Genomic DNA, 23661 nt, shown 5'->3' on the forward strand with positions numbered 1-23661 from the left:
TGCCGGCGGCCGGGGCGCATCTATGGGCGCTCCATGGTTTTAAGGAGGAGATTTATGAAATATACAAAAGGAACAGCAGGAAGAATGGCAGGCAGATGTCTTGCCCTGGCTGTATCTGCGGTTATGGTTCTGTCAGCAGCAGGATGCGCGGGCAAAGGCGGCAGCCAGCCGTCAGGGCAGACGGAGTCAGGTCAGACCCAGGCAGCTGCCTCTGACGGCGGGAAAATCGTCAACATTGGCGTGACCAGCTCCCTTAATACGCTGAATCCGCTGCTGATGGACGGTGTGGAGATGAATAAATATGCCACGGGCCTCATGTTTCTGCCGCTGATGGAACTGGACCAGAACATGGAGTTTGAAGGAATGCTGGCAGATTCCGTGACAGCGGAGGATGAGAGGAATTTCCTGGTGCACATTGACGATAAGGCGGTATGGTCCGACGGGACTCCGGTTACGGCGGATGATGTGGTATACACGGCCCTCAGGCTGTGCAGCCCGGTTATTGGAAACCCGGCCATGATGTATTATGTATTTGAAGGCGTTGGAGACGACGGCTTTGTGGAAGAAGGGGCTGACCATGTGGAGGGGATTACCAGGGTGGATGATAAGACTGTTCGTTTTACCACCAAGGCACCCATGTCCCTAATAACCTTTAACAGCTCCTATGCCCGCTATCTCATGCCCCTTCCAAAGCATGTGATAGGGGATATTGACGAGAAGGCGCTGGCTTCAGACCCATGGTTCAGCCATCCGGACGTGGTGAGCGGTCCCTATAAGGTAACTGAATTTGACCGTGACCACTATGTGTCCTATGAGGCCAACAAGGATTACTGGAAGGGTGCTCCCGGGATTGAGCGCCTTAATATAAAAATCGTGGAAGGCAGCCAGCTCTATGCAGGCCTTAAGTCCGGGGAAATCGACATTACCCAGAACACCATGAGCACCATTCCGCTGGAGGATTATGAGAGCGTGTCGGCGCTGGAGAACGTGGAAGTCTCTTACGGCGACCCCATTACCAACCAGTCCGTGTTCATCAACACAGCCAGAATCACCGATGCAAGGGTGCGTCAGGCCATGCTGTATGCAGTGGACCGGAACCAGCTTCTGGACCAGCTTTTAAAGGGAAACGGAGAAGTGGTGGACGGTTTCCTGTCATCTGCCAGTCCTTATTTTGACAGTTCCCTGGAGCCTGTTTCCTATGACCCGGAAAAGGCAAAGAGCCTGCTGGCGGAGAGCGGATGGGACCAGAATAAGAGCATCCGTTTCTGTATTGACTCAGGGGACAGCACCTTTGTGAATGCGGCTTCTGTCATGGCTGCCCAGTGGGCTGCGGTGGGCATCAAGGCAGATATCCAGACCATGGATATCAATACCCTGATGAGCACTGCCTCCAGCGGGGATTTCGACGTGCTGGCCGTACAGTACACCTATCCGCCGGTGGACCCCTACGCGGATGTTGCCTGGCTATTAGGGGGTGAGGGAAGCTGGACCGGCTATACCAATCCGGAGGTGGAGGAAGCCTTGGCAAATGTGGCCCTGACAAATGACAAGGACAAGCTGAAAGAATTGTATGGGATTGTGGACAGAAATGTCCAGGAAGATGTGCCTATGTTTTCCGCCTACATTATCAAGACCATGGCGGCAGCCAATAAACGTCTGACCGGAGTTAAGCCCAGTGTCTATGGCTTCCTCAACCATGTGGAGCAGTGGGATGTGTCCAGGTAGGATGGGTCCCGTCAGGACAACCCAATAATCAGAAAGAGTGAACGGATTCCCGGAGGGCATATGCTCTCTGGGTATCTTCATTCATGGGAAATCAGCGATTAATATGAAGAAATGAGGAAACAGTATGTCACATATTCTGGAAGTCGCGAATCTGGAAGTCACATTTTCCGGCGACGGGGGGAAGAATATAGGTGTGGACCATGTGGGATTCCATGTGGATTCAGGGGAAGTGGTCTGTATTGTGGGGGAGTCCGGCTGCGGAAAGAGTGTCACATCCCTGTCTGTCATGGGACTTTTGGGAAAAGGCGGGAAGGTGACCAGCGGCCAGGTCCTGTTTGAGGGAAAGGATTTGCTCTCCATGACTGAGAGGGAGCTGGACGAAGTCAGGGGAGACCGCCTGACCATGATATTCCAGGACCCCCTTACCTCCCTTAACCCTGTATTTACCATTGGAAGCCAGATGACGGAGAGTATCCGCGCCCATATGGGGCTGGGAAAGGATGAGGCCAGGGAACGGGCATTGTATCTTCTTAAGAAGGTGGGGCTGCCGGATACCCTTTCGGTCATGAAAAAATACCCTCACCTGCTGTCAGGGGGGATGCGCCAGCGCGTCATGATTGCAATGGCTCTTTCCTGCAATCCGTCCCTTCTGATTGCCGACGAGCCCACCACAGCCCTGGATGTGACGATTCAGGCCCAGATTATGGAGCTGATTCTGGAGCTTAAGGAGGAGATGGGCATGGCGGTGCTGCTTATCACCCACGACATGGGATTGGTGGCCCAGATGGCTGACCGGGTACTGGTGATGTATGCAGGCCAGCTCATTGAGCAGGCCCGTGTCCTGGAGCTGTTTGACCATCCGTCCCATCCTTATACCAGGGCTCTTCTGCGCTCCGTGCCCGGCATCCGGGATGATGAGGACAGAAGACTGGAATCCATAGAGGGAATTGTGCCGGAGCACTATGACAGAATACGGGGCTGCCGTTTCGCAAGGAGATGTCCCTACAGGGCCGGGATGTGCACAGAGCCCCAGCAGGAGATAACGGTTGGGGATTCCCATACTGTGCGCTGCTGCCGGGCGGAGGAGGTGCTGGCGGATGGCTGATAAAACGCGTATTCCTCTGCTTTCGGCAGAGGGACTGAAAAAATACTATACGGCTAAGTCAGGCATGTTTTCCCGTTCCGCCGGCGTGGTGCGGGCTGTGGACGGCGTATCCTTTCAGCTGTTTGAGGGGGAGACGCTGGGACTGGTGGGAGAATCCGGCTGCGGCAAATCTACTTTGGGACGCCAGCTGGTGGGCCTGGAGCATCCCACGGGAGGAAGGGTCATCTACGACGGAAAGGACCTGGGCAATATGAGCCAGGCCCAGATGAAGCCCTTCCGCACCCAGCTGCAGATGATATTCCAGGACTCCTATTCATCCCTGAATCCCAGGAAACATGTGTATGAAATACTGGCAGAACCCATGCTGTACCATGGCCTGGCCGGGCGGGGGGATATATATTCACGGGTGGAGAAGCTTTTGGATATGGTGGGTCTTCCGCGAAACTGTCTGGGAAGGTATCCCCATGAATTCTCAGGAGGGCAGAGGCAGCGCATAGGCATTGCCAGGGCCCTGTCCTTAAACCCCAGGCTGCTGGTATGCGATGAGCCGGTCAGCGCCCTGGATGTGTCCATCCAGGCCCAGATACTGAACCTGCTCAGGGATTTGCAGAAGGAGCTGGGACTGACCTGTATCTTCATCGGTCATGGACTGGGAGCTGTGAACTATGTCAGCGACCGGATTGCTGTCATGTATCTGGGAAAAATGGTGGAGATTGCGGACCGGAAGGAGCTGTTTGCCCATCCCCTCCACCCGTATTCCAGGGCGCTGTTTGAGGCGGTGCCCATAGCTGACCCGCGAAACCGCAGGAAACGGTCTGCGGGAATCATCGGCGGTGAAACAGCCTCAAATGTAAATATGCCCTCAGGATGTCCCTTCCACCCCAGATGCCCTCACTGTAAGGAGGAGTGCATGAGCGGGGAAACGGAGCTGAAACCGGCTGCTCCGGGAAGCAGCCATCTGACAGCCTGTATCCGGTATAAAGAACTAGAGAAAGAGGGTGAACAGGCATGACAAACTATATCTTAAAGCGCATACTGATTGCCATTCCAACCCTGCTTGGCATTACCATCATTGACTATGCCATTATGTGTTTTGCGGGCAGTCCCCTGGAAATGCTTCAGGGAGCCCGTATTTCCCAGGAAGCTATCGCCGCCAAGGAGGCAGCCATGGGATTGGACAAGCCTTTCTATATACAATATTTTATCTGGCTGGGACAGCTTCTTTCGGGAAACATGGGGTATTCCGTGAAATCCTATGAGGCGGTCAGCGCCATGATTGGAAGCCATCTGGGCCCCACCCTTCTCCTGATGGGGGTGTCGCTGATTGTAAGCCTTATCATGTCGGTTCCCGCCGGCATCTACAGCGCCATCCACCAGTATTCCAGGGGGGATTACGCCGTGGTGACAGCCTCCTTTTTCGGAAGCAGCATACCCGGATTCTTCCTGTCCCTGCTGCTGGTGTACCTGTTTACCGTGAACCTGGGAATCCTGCCCTCCGGAGGTATGACAACCCTGGGCACGGCAGGCGGTGCAGCGGATGTGGCGGCCCATATGATAATGCCCGTGCTGGTGCTGTCTGTTTCCATGGCAGGGACCAATATCCGCTATATCCGCAGCGCCATGCTGGAAATCCTCCAGCAGGATTATCTGCGCACGGCCAGGGCCAAGGGAATCGGCCGCAGAAGGGTCATATATAAGCACGCCCTGCGCAATGCCCTGGTGCCCATTGTGACGGTCATTGGCATGCAGATACCGGTGCTGTTTGGGGGCGCGGTTATTGTGGAGCAGCTGTTTTCCTGGCCCGGCCTGGGGCTTATGACCATGAGCGCCATCCTGAACCGGGATTACCCGGTGATTATGGGGGTCTGCCTGCTTTCCGCGGTGGTGGTGCTGGCAGCCAACCTGGTGACGGATATTCTGTACGCCATCGTAAATCCGGCTATTCAGTATGACTGACAGACCGGCGTAAGCACATAACAGGAGTAAGCATAGATAGAATGAAAATGAACAGAAAGAACCCTTACGGGGATATTGGAAGAGAAAATTACTGGCAGACTGTCAGACGGCGGTTTCTGCACCACCGCCTGGCCTGCATCAGCCTGGTGGTGCTGGCGGTCATCTGCGCAGCGGCTGTCCTGGCGCCTGTCATAGCACCCTATGACCCGGACGCCATCGCAGGGCCTTTTGGAGCCCCGCCAAGCCTGCAGTTCCTGCTGGGGACGGACCAGATTGGCCGGGACATGCTCTCGCGCCTGTTATACGCAACACGTATCTCCCTGCTGGTGGGGGTGCTGGCCACGGCCATATCCACGGCCATAGGAGTCAGCCTGGGACTGCTGGGAGGATACTTCGGAGGCTGGCTGGACATAGCCATTATGCGTTTTACGGACATGGTTATGTCATTTCCCTATATATTGCTGGTGCTGGTGGCTGCCGCCATCTTTGAGCCGGGACTCTGGAGTATTATTCTGATTCTCGGATTTGTGGACTGGCCCGGCATTGCCCGTCTGGTCAGGGGCAATGTGCTGAGTCTGCGGGAGACAAACTTTGTCAAGAGCAGTATTGTGGCGGGAATGCCTGCCAGACATATCCTTTTTTCAGAGATACTTCCCAATACCGTGGCGCCTATTCTGGTGTACGCCACCTCGGTCATGGCCCTGTCCATGCTGGACGAGGCTTCACTCAGCTTCCTGGGCATGGGAGTGCAGCCTCCCACGGCCAGCCTGGGCAACATGTTAAACAGCGCCCAGTCCCTGACCGTGCTGACAAAGCAGCCGTGGCTCTGGATTCCTCCCGGACTTCTGATTGTGGTCCTGGTGGTTGCCATCAATTTTGTGGGCGATGCCCTGAGAGATGCCCTGGACCCTTCGGCGGTCCTGAATCTGGGCGGGGCGGACCAGGACATGCCGGAGCAGGATACGCCGGAGCAGGATATGCCGGGGCGGGATACGCCGGACCAGGATACGCCGGGGCGTGACATGCCGGTCCGGGATGCATCAGACAGGGACATGCCTGGCCGGAATATACCTTAGAAGCAGCCCGCCATATTGACAAGCACATAAAAGGAGCATGCTTATGACCATCCATCAGATAGAATGTTTCCTGGAAGCAGCCAGGACCCTTAACTTTACGGAGGCAGCCAATCATCTGTATATATCGCAGCAGGGACTGAGCCGCCAGATAGCATCCCTGGAAAAGGAGCTGGAGCTGCGGCTTTTTGACAGGACCACCAGGGATGTGAGGCTGACCCGCAGCGGCGAACTGCTCCTGTGGCGCTGGAAGGATATACCCAAGGAGATATATGATTCCGTGGATATGGCCAGGGAGGAAGGGGAGCGGGCAAAACGGCGGATTAACCTGTCCGTGGTGGGCATGAGCGGCATTATTGAGATGGCCGGAAACATACTGGCCGATTATATGGCCCAGGACCCGGATGTGGAATTTGAAATCAATGAATTTACCAATATAAAGGATATAACCAACGGAAACCCGGATTTGATGATGACTGTGAGCTTTACCCCTTCCTATGAACAGCTGAAGGAAAAATGCGGCCTCATTGTGGTAAAGAGCCTGCCCCTATATTATGTCATGTCCAAGAAAAATCCTCTGGCCCATAAGGAGGAGGTGGTCATGGAGGACTTCAGGGGAGAGACCATGCTCTGTCTTTTCAAGAATTTTTTTGCAGGTGCGGAAATGCGGTTGTTTGAACTTATTTCCAAGCAGGAGCATATTCTGCAGAAGGCCCGCTATTATGAGAATGTCAACAGCCTGGAGCTGGCAATCATTGCCAACGAGGGAATCCATATCGGGTTTAAGGAATTTTATCACAATTACGGGGACCGGCTGGTCATGCACCCCATGCCCAACTCCAGAAATCAGGCCCATGCCAGCGTAATCATAGTATGGCGTAAAGAAAATGAGAAGAGACTTGAAAGTTTTATTAAATTTTTGAAAAATAATTATAATTAACAACAACGAGTTGTTAATTATCCGTATTTTGGTGTTAGACAAAAAGGGGGGCAACTGTCTAAAATACAAGATGGTTGGTAAAAAAGAAAGAAGCCGTATTTTGGGGAAGGGCTGTGGACCAAAGCAGCTCATTTCCCTTGTTTTTTTCTGGCGCTGTATTCTTTTACATGACAGTGCCGGCGCTGTGACAGATTCTCATATTAAAAAGGACATGAAAGGAAAGAGGAGAAGATGAAAAAGGCAAGGACACGCATTATCTGGGGAATCGTGATTGTAATTATAGCAGTCATTGTGATTGCCCGAATTTTCAAAAAGGAAGAGCCTGTTGTCCCCACCCCTGACCCGGTGGTAACAGTACAGACGCCGCAGATGGGCGACATACTGCTGACAACAGACCTGGTAGGCACCATTGAGCCGGCCGACATTGTGTACATATATCCCAAGGCAGGAGGCGACGTGACAGCTGTCAACGTGAAGGCCGGGGATGTGGTTGCAGCCGGACAGGTGCTGTTAGAGATTGATACAAAGCAGGTAGATACATCCAGAAACTCCATGGATGCAGCCAAGGTGGCATGGGACGACGCACAGTCCACCCTGACCCGCATGGCTCCCCTCCATGCATCAGGTTTTGTGTCTGATAAAGAGTTTGAGGGATATCAGACTGCTGCTGAGGCCAAGAGGCTGCAGTATGAGTCTGCGAAGATTGCATATGAAAACCAGATGGAATTCAGCCATGTGACATCGCCCATAAGCGGACGGGTGGAGCAGCTGAACGTGGAGGTACATGACACGGTTGGAAATTCCAACCAGCTCTGCGTCATTGCCGGAGACAGTGGCAACAATGTGACCTTCTATGTGACGGAGAAGGTAAAGAACCATCTGAACGCAGGGGACCCTATTACGGTCATCAAAGAAGGCACAGAGTACGGCGGCAATGTCATCGAGGTCAGCAATATGGCCGAGGCATCTGTGGGCCTGTTCAAGATTAAAGCATCTGTGGACGATAATGAGGCCATGGCAGCCGGCACCAGCGTGGAACTGCGGGTTCCTTCCGCATCTGCCAGGAATACCATGCTGATTCCCAACAACTCCGTGTACTATAAAGCAGGGGATGCCTATGTGTATACATATGATAACGGCATCATCCATGAGGTGCCGGTGGAAGTGGGCATCTATGACAAGGAGAACATAGCGGTGCTTTCAGGGATTACCCTGGATGACCGGGTTCTTACCACCTGGACCTCCGAGTTAAAGGAGGGCACCAAGGTGACACTGGAGACCGAGGTGCCGGCAACCTTAGAGATGAATGGAACGGAAGCCGAAGTACAGGTAAACATGCAGGTCATCCGGGAAAACAGTCAGACAGACAAAGCTGAAAGTCCGGCCGCAGACCAGAGTCAGGCGCAGTAGAAGGAGGCAGGAAAATGGGCTTAACGAAACTTGTCTTAAAGAGACCGGTCAGTACGGTGCTTGCAATCCTGTGTCTGATTGTGTTCGGCTTGTCCTCAGTGATGAAATCACCGCTTGAGCTGATGCCGGACATGAACATGTCCATGATGATTGTAATGACCGTCTACTCCGGCGCCAGCCCTGACGATGTCAGCGAGCTGGTCACCAAACCGATTGAGGACAGGGCCAGTACCCTGAGCGGTCTGGATACCATATCCTCCCAGTCAAAAGAGAACATGTCCATCGTCATGCTGAAATATAAGTACGGCACTGACATGAACGATGCGTATGATGACCTGAAGAAGCAGATGGACCTGGCTAAGGTAGAGCTTCCCGATGATGCGGATGACCCCATCATGCTGGAGCTGAATACCAGCCTGAAGCCAAATGTTATCATGGCTGTCAGCCACGGCGAGGACGATGACCTTTACAACTATGTGAACAATAACATTGTTCCTGAATTTGAAAAGCTGTCCACGGCAGCCGAGGTTTCCATTACGGGCGGCCTCCAGAAATACATTAAAGTGGAGCTGATGCCGGAGAAGCTGAAACAGTACGGCGTATCCATGAGCTCCATTGCCAGCGATATTGCGGGCTCGGATATCACATATCCTGCAGGAGACACGGAAGTGGGAGACCAGAAGCTGTCCGTGTCAACGGAGCAGCCCTTTGAGACAATGGACAGTCTTAACGACATCCCCCTGACCGTATCCGGAAGCCAGACCGTATACCTGAGCGATGTGGCAAAGGTGTACATGGGTGCGGACGATGTGGAAAGTATTGCGCGCTATAAGGCGGAGAACGGGCTTCCTGAGGATATCGTTGCCCTGACTGTCAGCAAGCAGCAGGACGCAGCCACCCTGGATGTGTCCAAGGATGTAAAGCGTGTGGTGGGTGAGCTTACCAGACAGGACCCCACCCTTCAGATAACCATAGTGGACGATGACAAGGATTCCATCATGTCATCCCTGAGCTCCGTTATTGAGACAATGATTCTGGCCATCATCATTTCCATGGTCATCATATGGCTGTTCTTCGGGGACCTGAAGGCGTCCATGATTGTAGGAAGCTCCATCCCCGTATCCATCCTGTCGTCGCTTATCCTGATGCAGATTATGGGCTTCAGCCTGAACGTCATAACCCTGAGCGCCCTGGTACTGGGCGTCGGTATGATGGTGGATAACTCCACCGTTGTGCTGGAGAGCTGTTTCAGGGCCACGGATGATACCGGCTTCCGGGAATTTTCCAAGGCAGCCCTAAACGGTACCGGAGTGGTATACCAGTCGGTTATCGGTTCCACCCTGACCACCTGCGTGGTGTTCCTGCCGCTGGCCATGCTGGGCGGCATGACGGGACAGATGTTCCGGCCTCTGGGCTTTACCATTGTATTCTGTATGACGGCATCTCTCATATCAGCCATTACGGTGGTGCCTCTGTGCTACATGATTTATAAACCCGTGGAGAGAAAGACGGCGCCTCTGTCCAGACCGGTTGAGAAGATGCAGGAAGCCTACAGGGGAATCATGACAAAGCTCCTGAACAAGAGAGGCCTTGTCATGCTGGCTTCTGTGGCGCTCCTTCTGTTCTCCTTCTTCATCGCCAAGTTCCTGCGCGTGGAGATGATGGCTGAGGATGACCAGGGCCAGATTTCCATCACTGCAGAAGTAAAGCCGGGTATGAAGATTGACAAGGTTGACCGTGTCATGAAGCAGATAGAGGATATTATCTCCCAGCAGGAGGATGTGGAATCCTACATCACCCTTGCCGGAAGCTCGGGACTGAGCATGAGCTCCGACCCCAGCATCACTGTCTACCTTAAGAAGGACAGGAAGATGGAGACAGACCAGGTGGTCCGGCTCTGGAAACAGCAGATGGGCGGAATCTCTGATACCAACATAACCGTGGAGGCCTACTCGCAGGTAAGCGCCATGATGGGTTCGGACGATGAATATTCAGTAGACCTTCAGAGTACCAATTACAATGACCTGAAGGCGGTCAGCGACCATGTGGCGGCTGAACTGAGCAAACGTCCGGAGCTGACCAAGGTCCACTCCACCCTGGAGAATGCGGCTTCTGTCGTAAAGGTTACGGTGAATCCCATCAAGGCCAGGGCGGCAGGACTGACGCCGGCCCAGATTGGCGGCACCCTGAATAACATGCTCAGCGGCACCACGCCCACCTCCCTTAATATTGACGGAAATGATATTGATGTAAAGGTGGAGTATCCTAAGGAGCGCTATAAGACCCTGGACCAGATTGAGACAATCACCCTCCAGACGCCTAAGGGCAGCTCCGTTGCCCTGACGGATGTGGCTGATATTCACTTTGCAGACAGCCCTGCATCCATCACCAGGCAGGATAAGCAGTACCGCGCCACTATCAGCGGTATCTATACCGAGAATTCAAATAAGAACACAAAGACCCAGCTTTTAAGCGAAGTGGTGAAGCCGGCTGTAAGCAGTAATGCCAATGTGACTGTTGCCCAGAACCAGATGGATGAATCCATGGCAGAAGAGTTCACGGCTCTGTTCCAGGCCATTGCCCTGGCTGTCTTCCTGGTATTCGTGGTCATGGCGGCGCAGTTTGAGTCGCCCAAGTTCTCAATCATGGTAATGACCACCATCCCGTTCTGTCTCATTGGAGCCTTCGGACTTCTGTGGCTGGCAGACAGCGCCATCAGCATGACATCCCTTCTGGGATTCCTGATGCTGGTTGGTACGGTTGTTAACAACGGTATCCTCTATGTGGATACGGTGAACCAGTACCGCAGGGAAATGGATTTAAATACAGCCCTGGTGGAAGCAGGGGCCACCCGTCTGAGACCGATTCTCATGACTACCCTGACCACGGTTGTATCCATGGTGCCCATGGCCTTTGCTCTGGGCGACAGCGGTTCCACGACCCAGGGCCTTGCCCTTGTTAATATCGGCGGTCTGACCGCATCCACCATTCTTTCGCTGCTCATGCTTCCTGCATACTACAGCCTGATGAACGGCGGCGGAAAGAAGCGTATGATTATTGCGGATTAACCGGACACAGGCCGGAAATCAGCCGGAAGCCGGCTGGCGGACAGCGGCATATGACCGGGTGTTAAAAAGATGTTAAAAAATTACTGTTTCAAATTACAGGATTAAATGGTATGATGTTATTAAATAGGCTGTAGCTTATGACGCAGATGGAAGGCGTTGGAACTGCAGCCTATTTTTATAAAAAAATTTGTTATTAATGTAACAAATAGGTCCCGCCGGAAGTGATGTTTAAGGGGACAATTATTTTAATATGGATAGAAGTTTTTTGTATGCTGTACAAAAATATTTAGAAAGTCTAAAATTTTTTCATGAAATATTGAGAAAGTGGATTGATAAATTTTTACGCATGGGTTATAATCTATTCATATTGTACAAAAATAATAGGAAAGCTATGGACAAATACTGGATAAGTTGTCATTTTGCAACACAAACCTATGGTCCATCGTATTCCCGGAGGCATATCTGCGCAAACTAACCATATATTCCGGCAGGATAGCTAACGGGATTCCGGTACAGAAAGGGGGATTTGGATTGGCCCAGGAGACGATTGACGCAATCCGTCAGGCAGAAACGGCCGCGGAAGCAGCCGAAAAAGAAGCGGTAAAAGAGGCGGAGGCAATTGTGGCAGAGGCAAAGGCTCAGGCGGCGCAGATGAAGGCAGAGATGACGAAATCTGCCAGAGAAGGCGCGGTGGGGGCCGAGGAGGATGCCAAGGCTCAAAGCGAGCAGATGATGCAGGCAGCCAGCGCCGAGGAAGGCAAGGATTTGGAAGCATTGCAGAAAGCTGTAGCTGAGAAACAACAAAAGGCAGTTGAAGTTATCTTATCAGAGCTGCTATAGGAAGGGAGGCGCTTAAGGTTGGCAGTAGTGCCTATGAAAAAAGTGCTGATTTGTGGCCTTAAAAAAGACCGCAAGGGCACCCTTGAGCTTCTGCAGCGCCAAGGGGTACTTGAAATCAGCAATGTGCTGCAGGAAGATGACATGTTTGGCAGAATGGACGTGACGTCTTCCAAAACCGTATTTGAACGAAATGCCAATATAGCAGAGCAGGCCATTAATATTCTGGACAGGTACGCGCCTGAGGAGAAGGGCATGCTGTCCTCATTCGAAGGCAGGGAAGTACTTTCCCTGGACGAATATGAGGCCAATGCAGGCAAACACGACGAGGCCATGAAAAAGGCCTACCGCTTGCAGGAACTTGCAAAGCAGATAGGCGAGCACAGTGCAGCGATTCCGAAGCTGGAACAGCAGATGGAAGCACTGGTGCCATGGAGGTCCTTTGACCTGCCCCTTGATTTTAAGGGAACAAAGAAAACTGCGGCATTCATCGGTTCCATCCAGGATGAAGTTACCCTGGAACAGGTAACAGAACAGCTTGGGGAACTGGCTCCTCAGGCAGAGACAATTGACGTGACCATTGTAAGTGCATCCAAGGAACAGACCTGTCTGTTCATTGTCTGCGGAAAACCGGATGCAGATGCAGTGGAAGATGCGCTAAAGAAAATGAATTTTGTAAAACCGCCACTGAGCCAGACAGTGCCTGCTAAACGCCAGCAGCAGCTGGAAGAAGAGCTTGCAATGGAAAAGGCGGAGATTGAGAAGGCGGAAAAGGCCGTGGCGGAGATGGCTCCGGACCGGGAGCTCATTAAGTTCGTCATGGACTACTATACCATGCGTGCTGAGAAATACGGCGTGTTAAACGGCCTGGCCCAATCAAGGCGGGTATTCTTCATAACCGGATATGTGCCTGAGAATGCGGCTCCAAAGCTGGAGAAGCTGCTTCAGGAGAAATATGAGGTGGTGGTAGAGTACACAGAGCCGGATAAGGAGGAGGATGTACCAATCCTGCTCCACAACAATAAGTTTGCAGAACCTGTGGAGGGCGTTATTGAGAGTTACAGCGTTCCGTCCAGGGGAGAGATTGATCCGTCCATGATAGTGGCGCTGTTCTACTATGTACAGTTCGGGCTTATGCTCTCGGATGCGGCTTATGGTCTTATTATGGTGGCGGGCACCGCATACTGCCTGACCAAATTCAAGAACATGGAAGCCGGAATGAAGAAGTTTATGAAGATGTTCATGTACTGCGGCATCTCCACAACATTCTGGGGTTTTATGTTCGGCAGCTTTTTCGGAGACGCGGTGAATGTTATCGCGACCACATTCTTCAACCGGCCGGATATCAGGCTTGCTCCTCTCTGGTTTGAGCCAGTAAGCCTTCCCATGAAGCTTCTGGTATTTGCATTTGGACTTGGTATTCTTCACCTGTTCATAGGACTTGGAATCAAATTCTACTCCTGTGTGAAGAACGGCAGCCTGGCTGACGGTATATATGACGCCATATTCTGGTATATGCTGGTTGGCGGCGGCATTGTTTACCTGCTGACCATGCAGATGTTTACCGAGATGCTGGGCCTTACCTTTACGCTTCCGGCAGTTGCAGGCACTGTGGCTGCTTACGCGGCAGCCATTGGTTTTGTGGGTATTGTACTTACCAGCGGAAGGGAATCCAAAAACTGGGTTAAGAGGATACTTAAGGGTCTTTACGGAGCGTACGGAGTCAGCTCATACCTGAGCGACATCCTGTCCTACTCCAGACTTCTGGCCCTGGGTCTGGCTACCAGCGTTATATCCACGGTATTTAACAAGATGGGAAGTATGATGGGCGGTTCCATTCCCGGAGCCATCATATTCATACTGGTATTTGTAATCGGACACAGCCTGAACCTGGCAATCAATGCCCTGGGCGCATATGTCCATACTAACCGTCTGCAGTATGTAGAGTTTTTTGGAAAGTTTTATGAAGGCGGCGGAAGGAAATTTGAGCCCTTTGCCGTTCACACCAAATATTATAAAGTCAAGGAGGACATTTAGTTATGGGAAATATGGGAGTTGCTTTAGCATTATTAGGAGCTGCAATCGCAGCACTTTTTGCAGGAGTAGGTTCAGCTATCGGAGTTGGTATTGCAGGTCAGGCTGCAGCCGGAGTTGTTACAGAGGACCCAAACAAGTTCAGTAAGGTTCTGGTTTTACAGCTGCTTCCCGGTACACAGGGTATTTACGGACTGCTGATTGCATTCATCACACTGACACAGATTGGTATCATGGGCGGAAGCGCTGACCTTTCTTTAGTAAAGGGTGCTTTATACCTGGCAGCATGCCTTCCTATGGGCATTGTCGGCTGGATTTCCGGCGCATCACAGGGCAAGGCGGCAGCAGCAAGTATCGGCCTGGTTGCCAAGAGACCTGAGCAGTTTGGTAAAGCTATGATTTTCCCGGCCATGGTTGAGACATACGCCATCCTGGCACTGCTGATTTCTATCCTTTCCATCTTTGGTATTGCAGGCCTTAACATCTAACAGCATACCAAATAAGGAGACATCAGGAAAGGAGAACATGGCATGGCGGGATTAGATAAAATCATCAGCCAGATTAAAGAAGAGTCCCAGAAAGCAGCGGAACGCACCAGGGCTGAAGCCCGTTCCAAGGCAGATGAGATTCTGGCACAGGCCCGTGCGGATGCAGAGAGGGAGTGCGTTGATATTGAGAGGCGCTCCAAACAGGCAGTAGCCAATATTCTGGAAAGAGGACGCACGGCAGCCGAACTTAAGAAACGCGGTGCTGTTCTGGCTGAAAAGCAAAGACTCATCGGAGCAACCATTGGGATGGCTAAGGCTGAACTCAAGGGGCTTGAAACCGGCGCCTACTTTGATATGATTCTGAAACTGGCAGTTAAATCCGCACAGCCCGGAGAAGGCGAGCTCCTGTTCTCAAAGAAGGACTTGGAACGCCTGCCCGAAGGCTTTGAGGACAGGTTAAATGCCGCGCTTAAGGACAAGGGGGCAGCGCTGCGCATATCCGGAGACACCAGGGATATAGACGGAGGTTTTGTGCTTACTTATGGAGGAATTGAGGAGAACTGTTCCATTGACGCTCTCTTTGATGCAGCCCATGAGGTATTACAGGATAAAGTGCAGGAGATTCTGTTTTCATGAACGTAGGGAGGAACTAATTAAATGGCAGACAAACAGTATGTTTATGCAGTAGCCCGCATCCGTTCCAAAGAATTGTCCCTGCTATCCGGCGCGTTTTTAGAGCAGCTGACAGCTGCAAAAGACTATGACGAGTGTATCCAGCTTCTTATGGAGAAGGGCTGGGGAGAGGACGGCATCACAAATGCCGGAGAAATCCTGGCCATAGAGAAGAGAAGGACCTGGGAACTGATTAATGAGCTGGTGGAGGATATGTCTGTATTCGACGTATTCCTGTACGCCAACGACTACCACAATCTGAAGGCAGCCATCAAGGAGGTCCGCATGGGTGATGAATACCCGGGCATCTTCATGGAGCAGGGGACTGTGGATGTGAAGCTTATACGTGAAGCGGTTCAGACCAGGGAATTCCAGAATCTTCCGGCAGCCATGAGGACGCCTGCTGAGGAGGCATACAAAGCGCTCCTTCACACCCAGGACGGACAGCTCTGCGACATCATAATCGACAAAGCAGCCCTGGATGCAATCTACCAGGCCGGCAAATCCTCAGGCAACGAGTTCCTGGAACTTTATGCGGAGCTGACGGTTGCGGCAGCAGATATAAAGACGGCGGTGCGGGCATCCCGTACCGGCAAGGACAGGGCATTCCTGGAGCAGGCGCTGGCGCCATGCGGCAGCATTAACGTTGCCCGTCTGGCTCAGGCAGCCATAGAAGGCGTGGATTCCATCGGGTCATACCTGGAAACCACGGCCTATGCAGATGCAGTGGAAGAATTACGGCGCTCACCTTCAGCTTTTGAGCGGTGGTGCGACAATCTGCTGATTCGTAAGATTAAGCCCCAGCAGTACAGCGCCTTTGGTCTGGGTCCGCTGGCAGCTTATATTCTGGCACGGGAGAACGAGATTAAATCAGTTCGGATTGTGCTTTCCGGGAAATTAAACCATCTTCCCGAGGAGTCCATCCGGGAAAGGATAAGGGAGATGTATGTATAAGATTGCAGTTATGGGCGACCGGGACAGTATCTACGGTTTTGCCAGTCTGGGTCTGGAGCCATTTCCTTTGACAGACCCGGCGGAGGCAGGAAAGAAGGTTAAGGATTTGGCAGAAAGCGGCTATGCGGTGATTTACATCACAGAGGCCCTGGCTGCCCAGATTGAACCGGAGATTAACCGCTACCGTGAGGCTGGCCTTCCGGCCATCATACTGATTCCCGGCATATCAGGCAATACGGGAAAAGGTATCCTGGCAGTTAAGAAGTCAGTGGAGCAGGCAGTTGGCTCGGATATTATATTTAATGGGCAATAACAATGGAGGTAAAAGATGAGCAAAGGCGTAATTAAAAAAGTAGCCGGTCCGCTGGTCATCGCAGAAGGCATGCGTGACGCGAACATGTTCGACGTGGTTCGAGTCAGTGAGCAGCGTCTGATTGGCGAAATTATAGAGATTCATGGCGATAAGGCTTCCGTCCAGGTATATGAGGAGACATCCGGACTGGGACCAGGGGAGCCGGTGGAATCCACAGGCGTACCCATGAGCGTGGAGCTGGGGCCTGGCCTGATTGGAAGTATATACGACGGTATCCAGCGTCCGCTGGATGCTATTATGGAAAAGACAGGCGGAAACCTTTTAAACCGCGGCGTGGAGGTTCCCTCCCTGAAGCGTGAGAAGAAGTGGACCTTCGTACCCACTGCAAATGTGGGAGACAAGGTTGGCGGCGGCGACATCATCGGTACGGTTCAGGAGACCGAGGTGGTGCAGCAGAAAATCATGATTCCGGTGGGAGTAAGCGGTACCCTTACCTATATCAGCGGCGGAGAGTATACGGTTACCGATACAGTGGCTGTTGTGACGGATGAGAAGGGACAGGAGCATCCGGTTGAACTGATGCAGAAGTGGCCTGTACGTAAAGGCCGTCCTTATCAGAGGAAACTGTCGCCTGACATGCCTCTTGTAACAGGACAGCGTGTTATTGACTGTCTGTTCCCAATTGCAAAGGGCGGTGTTGCGGCTGTTCCCGGACCTTTCGGTTCCGGCAAGACGGTTGTACAGCATCAGCTGGCCAAGTGGGCTGATGCAGACATCGTGGTTTACATTGGCTGCGGCGAGCGCGGCAACGAGATGACCGACGTTCTGAACGAGTTCCCGGAACTGAAGGACCCGAAGACAGGCAAGTCTTTGATGGAGCGTACCGTGTTGATTGCCAATACCTCCGATATGCCTGTTGCGGCCCGTGAGGCATCCATCTATACAGGTATCACCATTGCAGAGTATTTCCGCGACATGGGTTATTCCGTAGCCCTGATGGCAGACTCCACATCCCGCTGGGCCGAGGCTCTGCGTGAGATGTCAGGACGTCTGGAGGAGATGCCTGGTGAGGAAGGCTACCCCGCATACCTGGGTTCCCGTCTGGCACAGTTCTACGAGCGTGCCGGCCGTGTTATCTCCCTGGGTCAGGACAACCGCGAGGGCGCGCTCTCCGTTATCGGAGCTGTTTCCCCTGCAGGCGGTGATATATCCGAGCCGGTTACACAGGCTACCCTGCGTATCGTAAAGGTATTCTGGTCCCTGGATGCCGACCTGGCATACAAGAGACACTTCCCGGCCATCAACTGGCTGACCAGCTACTCCCTGTATGTGGACACCATGGAAAAATGGTTCAACGCAGAGGTGGAGAGCGACTGGACTGAGCTGCGCGCCCGTCTTATGCGCCTGCTGCAGGAAGAGTCTGAGTTGAATGAAATCGTTCAGCTGGTAGGTATGGATGCATTATCCGCGCCTGACCGTCTGAAACTGGAAGCAGCCCGTTCTATCCGTGAGGACTTCCTCCACCAGAACGCTTTCCATGAGATTGATACATTTACGTCCTTAAAGAAGCAGCACATGATGATGATGCTGATGCTGGCATATTATGACAAGGCAGGGGATGCATTGTCACAGGGCGTGAATATCGAGCGTCTTGTAGGCCTTCCCGTGCGCGAGGCCATCGGCCGTTTCAAATATACAGAGGAAGCTGACCTGGATAAGGTTTACGAGGATGTTATCAAAACCCTGGAGTCAGAGATTAACAGTGAGCTGAGCAGAAAGGAGGACTTCTAATGCCCAAGGAATATAGAACAATTGAAGAGGTAGCAGGTCCTATTATGCTGGTCCGCGGCGTACAGGGAGTAACCTACGATGAAATGGGAGAAATTGAGCTGGTTAACGGCGAGAGACGCCGCTGCAAGGTACTGGAGATAGACGGCGGAAATGCCATGGTACAGCTGTATGAGGCGTCTACCGGTATCAACCTGGATTCCAGTAAGGTGCGTTTCTTAGGACGTACCATGGAATTAGGCGTGTCTGAGGATATGCTCAGCCGTATGTTTGACGGCATGGGCAAGCCCATTGACGGCGGTCCCGACATCCTGCCTGAGAAGCGTATGGATATCAACGGCCTGCCTATGAACCCTGCAGCCAGAAGCTATCCTGAGGAGTTTATCCAGACCGGTGTTTCTGCCATCGATGGACTGAACACCCTGGTCCGCGGCCAGAAGCTGCCTATTTTCTCAGCATCCGGTCTTCCCCATGCCAACCTGGCTGCCCAGATTGCGCGCCAGGCAAAGGTCCGCGGCACCGACGAGTCATTCGCCGTTGTGTTTGCCGCCATGGGTATCACCTTCGAGGAGGCCAACTTCTTCATGGAGAGCTTCCGTGAGACAGGCGCTATCGACCGAAGCGTCATGTTCATCAACCTGGCTAACGACCCTGCCGTAGAGCGTATCGCTACCCCGCGTATGGCGCTGACAGCAGCAGAGTACCTGGCATTTGAGAAGAACATGCACGTACTGGTTATCCTGACTGATATTACAAACTACGCAGACTCCCTGCGTGAGATTTCCGCAGCCCGTAAGGAAGTTCCCGGACGCCGCGGTTATCCCGGATATATGTACACTGACCTGGCTTCCCTGTATGAGAGAGCCGGACGTCAGAAGGGCAAGAACGGCTCCATCACCATGATTCCCATTCTTACCATGCCTGAGGATGATAAGACTCATCCCATTCCTGACCTTACAGGCTACATCACTGAGGGACAGATTATCCTGAGCCGTGAGCTGTACCGTAAGAATGTAACGCCTCCAATTGATGTACTGCCATCCCTGTCCCGTCTTAAGGATAAGGGTATCGGCGAAGGCAAGACACGCGCAGACCATGCAGATGTCATGAACCAGCTCTTTGCAGCCTATGCCCGTGGTAAGGACGCAAAGGAACTGATGATTATTCTGGGCGAGGCAGCCCTGACTGATATGGATAAGCTGTACGCCAAGTTTGCTGACGAGTTCGAGAAGGAGTATGTATCCCAGGGCTATTACGCTGACCGTGATATCGAAGAGACCATGGAAATCGGCTGGAAGCTTCTGCGCATCCTCCCAAGGAGCGAGCTGAAACGTATTAAGGACAAATTCCTTGATTTATACTACGAAGCAAAATAACTGGCAGTCACAGCCCGGCAGGAAACATGCGGGCGCCGCGGCCCTCCGCCATGTGCGGATAAGACGCGTTCCCGGTTTCCGGCCGGCAGAAAGGAAGTTGACATAACATGGGTGCAAAACATGTAAATCCCACCCGTATGGAGCTTACCCGCCTTAAGAAAAAGCTGGCGACAGCCATCCGCGGACATAAGCTCCTGAAAGACAAGCGGGATGAATTGATGCGTCAGTTCCTGGACCTGGTGCGTGAGAACAAGGCCCTCCGCGAGAAGGTGGAGGCAGGCATCGCTGCGGCTAACCAGAATTTCGTGCTGGCACGTTCCGGCATGACAGACGAGGCCCTGAACGTAGCCCTGATGGCTCCCAAGCAGGAGGTCTATCTGGAAACTGAGACTAAGAACGTCATGAGTGTGGAGATTCCTGTGTTCAAATATAAGACCAGGACTTCAGACCCAAACGACATCTATTCCTACGGCTTTGCATTTACTTCCAGTGACCTGGATGATGCGGTGAAGAGTCTGGCAGATTTACTGCCCGACATGCTGCGTCTGGCTGAGTGCGAAAAATCCTGCCAGCTCATGGCAGCGGAGATTGAAAAGACCCGCCGCCGTGTAAATGCGCTGGAGCACGTGATGATTCCCGATACCCAGTCAAACATCCGCTATATCACCATGAAGCTGGATGAGAATGAGCGAAGCTCCCAGACAAGGCTTATGAAGGTAAAGGATATGATGCTTGAGCAGGCACACCACTACAGTGAGCGGGAAGTGGTTCCCGTGATAGATGAGGTGTAGAGGCATCTTCATGAAAGCTTAATAAAACTTTCATAGAAACCCCATAAAGCCGGGTGGACAGAAAATAATAATTATGTTAGAGTAAAACCCAGAGAATGGCACAGGTGGCATTCTCTGGGTTTTTTGTCTATTCCAATAGTTGAAAAGGGAGGAATAACACATGAGGAAAGAACGGTTTTACACGGATAAAGGGGCTGTGAAGAGGACTGCGGCCGGCGCTATGCTGGCCCTCTTCCTGGCCCTGCAGATAACGGGATGCAGCCAGAGCGCGGGCCAGGATAAGGCTGACCGGACAACAGAACAAACAGAAGGGAGCAGTAAGGCAGCAGACCGGGAGCAGTCCGCAGACCGGGAGCAGTCCGCAGACGGCGGTAAGGCAGCAGGCCGGGAACAGCCCGGCCAGGACGGCCAGGCAGCGGCTGGTCAGGGAGACAGCGTCATTGAGTATAAGCCGGGCATGCCCATTAAGGAGGGCGTGGCAGCGCCTGATTTTACAGGGGAACTTATGGACGGCTCCAGTATTACCCTGTCCGAGCTGCAGGGCAAGCCTGTTATCATCAATTTCTGGGCGACCTGGTGCGGTCCGTGCGTCAAGGAAATGCCTGCATTTGAGCGTCTGAAGGAGGATTTTGGGGATAAAATCGGCATTATCGCGGTGAACTGCGGGGATGATGCCGAGACTGTAAAGGACTTTGTGGAGGAGAACGGCTACACCTTCCCGGTGGTCCTGGATGAGGAGTATTCCATATCCATGCTGTACCCCACTAATTCCATTCCCTATACAGTGGTTCTGGATGCAGAGGGAAAGGTAACCCATATATCCACAGGAGCCCTGGACGCTGACACCATGTATGAGAGATATAAGGAAGCCCTTGGGGTGTAAGGGACGGAGCGGTGATGAGATGATGGATTGGTGCAGACAGAATAAGACGGCTGCCGTCCTTCTGGTCCTGGGCGTGGTTTTCCTGTGCATCGGAGCAGCCCAGGGAGGATACCAGGATACCCTGCGCAAGGCAGTCAGGGTATGCCTGGAATGTATCGGAATCGGGTGAGAGGACAGAAGTGATGAAACGTCGTTTGATACAGCTTTGTGCAGCATTATTATACAACCTGAACCTGAAGGGATTTGCAGAGGCGTCTATTTACAAGGGAAAGTCCAAAGGACTGTGCGTACCGGGACTTAACTGCTACTCATGTCCGGGGGCCGTTGGTTCCTGTCCGCTGGGTACCCTGCAGAACGCCCTGTCCGCCATGGACAGGAAGCTTCCTTTCTATATATTGGGGGTTCTGCTGCTTTTTGGAGTTACCCTGGGAAGGACCATATGCGGTTTTCTGTGTCCCTTTGGTCTGGTGCAGGAGCTTCTTTACAAGATACCTGTGCCCAAGGTAAAGAAAAACCGTGTCACCCAGGTCCTTTCCAAGGCAAAATATGTGATACTGGCAGTGTTTGTCATTATTCTGCCGGTGGTGTTCAAGATGGCTTCCGGTCTTCCGGTTCCGGCCTTCTGCAAGTACATATGTCCGGCGGGAACCCTGGAAGGAGGAATCCCTCTGGTTCTTTTGGATGAGTCGCTGGGCGGTCTGGCAGGCGCCCTTTTTAACTGGAAGGTTTTTGTACTGGCAGTGATACTGGCAAGCGCCTGCTTTGTGTACAGAAGTTTCTGCCGGTTTCTCTGTCCTCTGGGTGCCGTCTATTCCCTGTTTGCCCCGGCGGCTCTGTTTGGCGTGAAGATTGACAGGGATGCCTGTACGGACTGCGGGCGCTGTGTCAGGACCTGCAGAATGGATATCAGGCAGGTGGGAGACAGGGAATGCATCCAGTGCGGCGAGTGCATGAAGGAGTGCAGCGCGGATGCCATTTACTGGAAGAAGCCCTGGGATGTGAAGGGAAAGAAAAACAAAGATTAAGAGCAGGACGCTGTAAAGAAGCTGTTAAAACAGCCTTGGCAGCGTCCTGTTTTTGCGTTTCTATGCTGTTTTTGTCCTGGTTCCAGATAAAACAGGTCAATCTATATATTGAATTATCCCCGAAAATGTGGTATCGTTTTGAGTATATATGCAGAAAACTGCGGGTGAATACATTGGCACCGCATTGACGCTTTGATGCAATAAAACAAAGGGCGGATAAAATGACACAGACAGATATCATATTGGAAGTAAAAGACTTATGTGTGGAATTCAGGACAGCAGAAGGCACTGTTCAGGCGGTGGACCATCTGAGCTATGTACTACATAAGGGAGAAAAGCTGGGAATCGTGGGGGAGAGCGGAAGCGGCAAGAGCGTTTCCACTCTTGGTATGATGCAGCTCATTCCCAACCCCCCCGGACAGATTACAGGAGGGGAAATTTTATACAATGGAAGGGATTTGGTGAAGACTCCTGAGCGGGAGATGCAGAAAATCAGAGGGAATGAGATTTCCATGATTTTCCAGGAACCAATGACCTCCCTAAACCCCATTATTAAGTGCGGAAAACAGATTGCGGAATCCCTGCGCCTGCACCGGGGCATGAAGAAAAAGGAAGCCATGGAGGAGGCTGTCCGCATGATGAAGGCGGTGGGAATCGCCAACCCTGAGGCGCGGGCCCATGAGTATCCCCATCAGATGTCAGGAGGAATGAGGCAGCGTGTGATGATTGCCATGGCACTGGCCTGCCAGCCCCAGATTCTGATTGCAGATGAACCAACCACGGCTTTGGATGTAACCATTCAGGCCCAGATTCTGGATTTAATCCGGGAGATGAACGAGGAACTTCATTCCTCAGTCCTGTTCATCACCCATGATTTAGGGGTTGTAAGCGAGCTGTGCGATACGGTCATTGTCATGTATACGGGCCATATCGTGGAGCAGGCTCCGGCCGGCGAACTGTTCCGGGACCCCAAACATCCCTATACCATTGGTCTGCTGAACGCCATACCGGTTATCACCAAGGACAGGAAACCCCTGTCCACCATAGAGGGAATGGTGCCCAATCCCACGGAGCGGATAACAGGGTGCAGCTTCTGGCCCAGATGTCCCCATGCAGAAGAGCGGTGCAGGACGGCCAGCCCTCCTATGAAGCAGCTCTCAGAGGGGCGCCAGGTCCGCTGCTGGCTGTTTGAGGACCAGGCTGCAGGGAAGGAGGCTTAACAT

At 52.6% G+C, this 23661-nt stretch carries 21 protein-coding genes; all 21 read left to right on the forward strand.

Going from position 1 to position 23661, the window contains the following annotated elements; all coding sequences use genetic code 11:
- Window positions 1-54 precede the first annotated feature (54 nt).
- The 21 genes from FGS84_RS05290 to FGS84_RS05385 all read left to right on the forward strand — a co-directional run bounded on the left by FGS84_RS05290 (window position 55) and on the right by FGS84_RS05385 (window position 23658).
- The gene (locus tag FGS84_RS05290; protein WP_138306640.1) at window positions 55-1725 is read left to right on the forward strand and encodes an ABC transporter substrate-binding protein; all 1671 of its coding nucleotides are present in this window, start codon (window positions 55-57) and stop codon (window positions 1723-1725) included.
- A gap of 124 nt (window positions 1726-1849) precedes the next feature.
- Window positions 1850-2830: an ABC transporter ATP-binding protein gene (locus FGS84_RS05295; RefSeq protein WP_138306641.1), complete on the forward strand. Its 981-nt coding sequence runs from the start codon at window positions 1850-1852 to the stop codon at window positions 2828-2830.
- Entirely contained in the window at window positions 2823-3842 is a 1020-nt protein-coding gene (locus FGS84_RS05300) for an oligopeptide/dipeptide ABC transporter ATP-binding protein (RefSeq protein ID WP_138306642.1), read from the forward strand. The genes FGS84_RS05295 and FGS84_RS05300 overlap by 8 nt, the downstream gene beginning before the upstream one ends.
- Complete coding sequence (locus tag FGS84_RS05305; protein WP_138306643.1) at window positions 3839-4786, forward strand: ABC transporter permease; 948 nt, start codon at window positions 3839-3841, stop codon at window positions 4784-4786. Before FGS84_RS05300 ends, FGS84_RS05305 begins: the two co-directional genes overlap by 4 nt.
- 41 nt (window positions 4787-4827) lie before the next feature.
- Window positions 4828-5862, forward strand: coding sequence for an ABC transporter permease (locus FGS84_RS05310; RefSeq protein ID WP_243129863.1), 1035 nt, complete (start codon window positions 4828-4830; stop codon window positions 5860-5862).
- A gap of 43 nt (window positions 5863-5905) precedes the next feature.
- Window positions 5906-6799: a LysR family transcriptional regulator gene (locus FGS84_RS05315; RefSeq protein WP_138306644.1), complete on the forward strand. Its 894-nt coding sequence runs from the start codon at window positions 5906-5908 to the stop codon at window positions 6797-6799.
- A gap of 231 nt (window positions 6800-7030) precedes the next feature.
- On the forward strand, window positions 7031-8209 hold the full coding sequence (locus FGS84_RS05320) for an efflux RND transporter periplasmic adaptor subunit (RefSeq protein WP_138306645.1): 1179 nt from the start codon (window positions 7031-7033) through the stop codon (window positions 8207-8209).
- A 14-nt stretch (window positions 8210-8223) separates the two neighbouring features.
- Window positions 8224-11277, forward strand: a complete 3054-nt coding sequence (locus FGS84_RS05325; RefSeq protein ID WP_138306646.1) for an efflux RND transporter permease subunit — start codon at window positions 8224-8226, stop codon at window positions 11275-11277.
- Between the two features lie 531 nt (window positions 11278-11808).
- Window positions 11809-12117, forward strand: a complete 309-nt coding sequence (locus FGS84_RS05330; protein WP_243129864.1) for a hypothetical protein — start codon at window positions 11809-11811, stop codon at window positions 12115-12117.
- Between the two features lie 27 nt (window positions 12118-12144).
- Window positions 12145-14151, forward strand: coding sequence for a V-type ATP synthase subunit I (locus FGS84_RS05335; protein ID WP_243129878.1), 2007 nt, complete (start codon window positions 12145-12147; stop codon window positions 14149-14151).
- Window positions 14152-14153: 2 nt separating this feature from the next.
- Window positions 14154-14636, forward strand: coding sequence for a V-type ATP synthase subunit K (locus tag FGS84_RS05340; RefSeq protein WP_002568369.1), 483 nt, complete (start codon window positions 14154-14156; stop codon window positions 14634-14636).
- Window positions 14637-14678: 42 nt separating this feature from the next.
- Window positions 14679-15272, forward strand: a complete 594-nt coding sequence (locus FGS84_RS05345; protein WP_138306649.1) for a V-type ATP synthase subunit E — start codon at window positions 14679-14681, stop codon at window positions 15270-15272.
- A 21-nt stretch (window positions 15273-15293) separates the two neighbouring features.
- Window positions 15294-16262 carry a V-type ATPase subunit gene (locus FGS84_RS05350; RefSeq protein WP_138306650.1) on the forward strand — a complete coding sequence of 323 codons (969 nt, stop codon included), beginning with the start codon at window positions 15294-15296 and terminating at the stop codon, window positions 16260-16262.
- Entirely contained in the window at window positions 16255-16575 is a 321-nt protein-coding gene (locus FGS84_RS05355) for a V-type ATP synthase subunit F (RefSeq protein ID WP_002568366.1), read from the forward strand. Before FGS84_RS05350 ends, FGS84_RS05355 begins: the two co-directional genes overlap by 8 nt.
- Before the next feature lie 15 nt (window positions 16576-16590).
- The gene (locus FGS84_RS05360) at window positions 16591-18366 is read left to right on the forward strand and encodes a V-type ATP synthase subunit A (RefSeq protein WP_138306651.1); all 1776 of its coding nucleotides are present in this window, start codon (window positions 16591-16593) and stop codon (window positions 18364-18366) included.
- Window positions 18366-19739, forward strand: coding sequence for a V-type ATP synthase subunit B (locus FGS84_RS05365; RefSeq protein WP_002568364.1), 1374 nt, complete (start codon window positions 18366-18368; stop codon window positions 19737-19739). Before FGS84_RS05360 ends, FGS84_RS05365 begins: the two co-directional genes overlap by 1 nt.
- Window positions 19740-19846: 107 nt before the next feature.
- Window positions 19847-20530, forward strand: a complete 684-nt coding sequence (locus FGS84_RS05370; RefSeq protein WP_138306652.1) for a V-type ATP synthase subunit D — start codon at window positions 19847-19849, stop codon at window positions 20528-20530.
- A gap of 160 nt (window positions 20531-20690) precedes the next feature.
- On the forward strand, window positions 20691-21413 hold the full coding sequence (locus FGS84_RS05375; RefSeq protein ID WP_138306653.1) for a TlpA disulfide reductase family protein: 723 nt from the start codon (window positions 20691-20693) through the stop codon (window positions 21411-21413).
- Between the two features lie 19 nt (window positions 21414-21432).
- Window positions 21433-21582, forward strand: coding sequence for a CD1871A family CXXC motif-containing protein (locus FGS84_RS30715; RefSeq protein WP_195469880.1), 150 nt, complete (start codon window positions 21433-21435; stop codon window positions 21580-21582).
- Between the two features lie 13 nt (window positions 21583-21595).
- Window positions 21596-22438 (forward strand): 4Fe-4S binding protein, encoded by an 843-nt coding sequence (locus FGS84_RS05380; RefSeq protein ID WP_138306654.1) that lies wholly within the window; start codon window positions 21596-21598, stop codon window positions 22436-22438.
- Between the two features lie 221 nt (window positions 22439-22659).
- Window positions 22660-23658: an ABC transporter ATP-binding protein gene (locus FGS84_RS05385; protein WP_138306655.1), complete on the forward strand. Its 999-nt coding sequence runs from the start codon at window positions 22660-22662 to the stop codon at window positions 23656-23658.
- Window positions 23659-23661: the final 3 nt, after the last annotated feature.

Source organism: Clostridium sp. 1001271st1 H5 (genome assembly GCF_005845215.1).
Taxonomy (GTDB): Bacteria; Bacillota; Clostridia; order Lachnospirales; family Lachnospiraceae; genus Enterocloster.

What these genes read in the sequence shown, in the direction of transcription:
- FGS84_RS05365 (WP_002568364.1), top strand. Translation starts at nt 18,366, where the DNA reads ATGCCCAAGGAATATAGAACAATTGAAGAGGTAGCAGGTCCTATTATG.
- FGS84_RS05355 (WP_002568366.1), top strand. Translation starts at nt 16,255, where the DNA reads ATGTATAAGATTGCAGTTATGGGCGACCGGGACAGTATCTACGGTTTT.
- FGS84_RS05360 (WP_138306651.1), top strand. Translation starts at nt 16,591, where the DNA reads ATGAGCAAAGGCGTAATTAAAAAAGTAGCCGGTCCGCTGGTCATCGCA.
- FGS84_RS05380 (WP_138306654.1), top strand. Translation starts at nt 21,596, where the DNA reads ATGAAACGTCGTTTGATACAGCTTTGTGCAGCATTATTATACAACCTG.
- FGS84_RS05295 (WP_138306641.1), top strand. Translation starts at nt 1,850, where the DNA reads ATGTCACATATTCTGGAAGTCGCGAATCTGGAAGTCACATTTTCCGGC.
- FGS84_RS05300 (WP_138306642.1), top strand. Translation starts at nt 2,823, where the DNA reads ATGGCTGATAAAACGCGTATTCCTCTGCTTTCGGCAGAGGGACTGAAA.
- FGS84_RS05320 (WP_138306645.1), top strand. Translation starts at nt 7,031, where the DNA reads ATGAAAAAGGCAAGGACACGCATTATCTGGGGAATCGTGATTGTAATT.
- FGS84_RS05350 (WP_138306650.1), top strand. Translation starts at nt 15,294, where the DNA reads ATGGCAGACAAACAGTATGTTTATGCAGTAGCCCGCATCCGTTCCAAA.
- FGS84_RS05370 (WP_138306652.1), top strand. Translation starts at nt 19,847, where the DNA reads ATGGGTGCAAAACATGTAAATCCCACCCGTATGGAGCTTACCCGCCTT.
- FGS84_RS05325 (WP_138306646.1), top strand. Translation starts at nt 8,224, where the DNA reads ATGGGCTTAACGAAACTTGTCTTAAAGAGACCGGTCAGTACGGTGCTT.
- FGS84_RS05290 (WP_138306640.1), top strand. Translation starts at nt 55, where the DNA reads ATGAAATATACAAAAGGAACAGCAGGAAGAATGGCAGGCAGATGTCTT.
- FGS84_RS05345 (WP_138306649.1), top strand. Translation starts at nt 14,679, where the DNA reads ATGGCGGGATTAGATAAAATCATCAGCCAGATTAAAGAAGAGTCCCAG.
- FGS84_RS05315 (WP_138306644.1), top strand. Translation starts at nt 5,906, where the DNA reads ATGACCATCCATCAGATAGAATGTTTCCTGGAAGCAGCCAGGACCCTT.
- FGS84_RS05310 (WP_243129863.1), top strand. Translation starts at nt 4,828, where the DNA reads ATGAAAATGAACAGAAAGAACCCTTACGGGGATATTGGAAGAGAAAAT.
- FGS84_RS05340 (WP_002568369.1), top strand. Translation starts at nt 14,154, where the DNA reads ATGGGAAATATGGGAGTTGCTTTAGCATTATTAGGAGCTGCAATCGCA.
- FGS84_RS30715 (WP_195469880.1), top strand. Translation starts at nt 21,433, where the DNA reads ATGATGGATTGGTGCAGACAGAATAAGACGGCTGCCGTCCTTCTGGTC.
- FGS84_RS05305 (WP_138306643.1), top strand. Translation starts at nt 3,839, where the DNA reads ATGACAAACTATATCTTAAAGCGCATACTGATTGCCATTCCAACCCTG.
- FGS84_RS05375 (WP_138306653.1), top strand. Translation starts at nt 20,691, where the DNA reads ATGAGGAAAGAACGGTTTTACACGGATAAAGGGGCTGTGAAGAGGACT.
- FGS84_RS05385 (WP_138306655.1), top strand. Translation starts at nt 22,660, where the DNA reads ATGACACAGACAGATATCATATTGGAAGTAAAAGACTTATGTGTGGAA.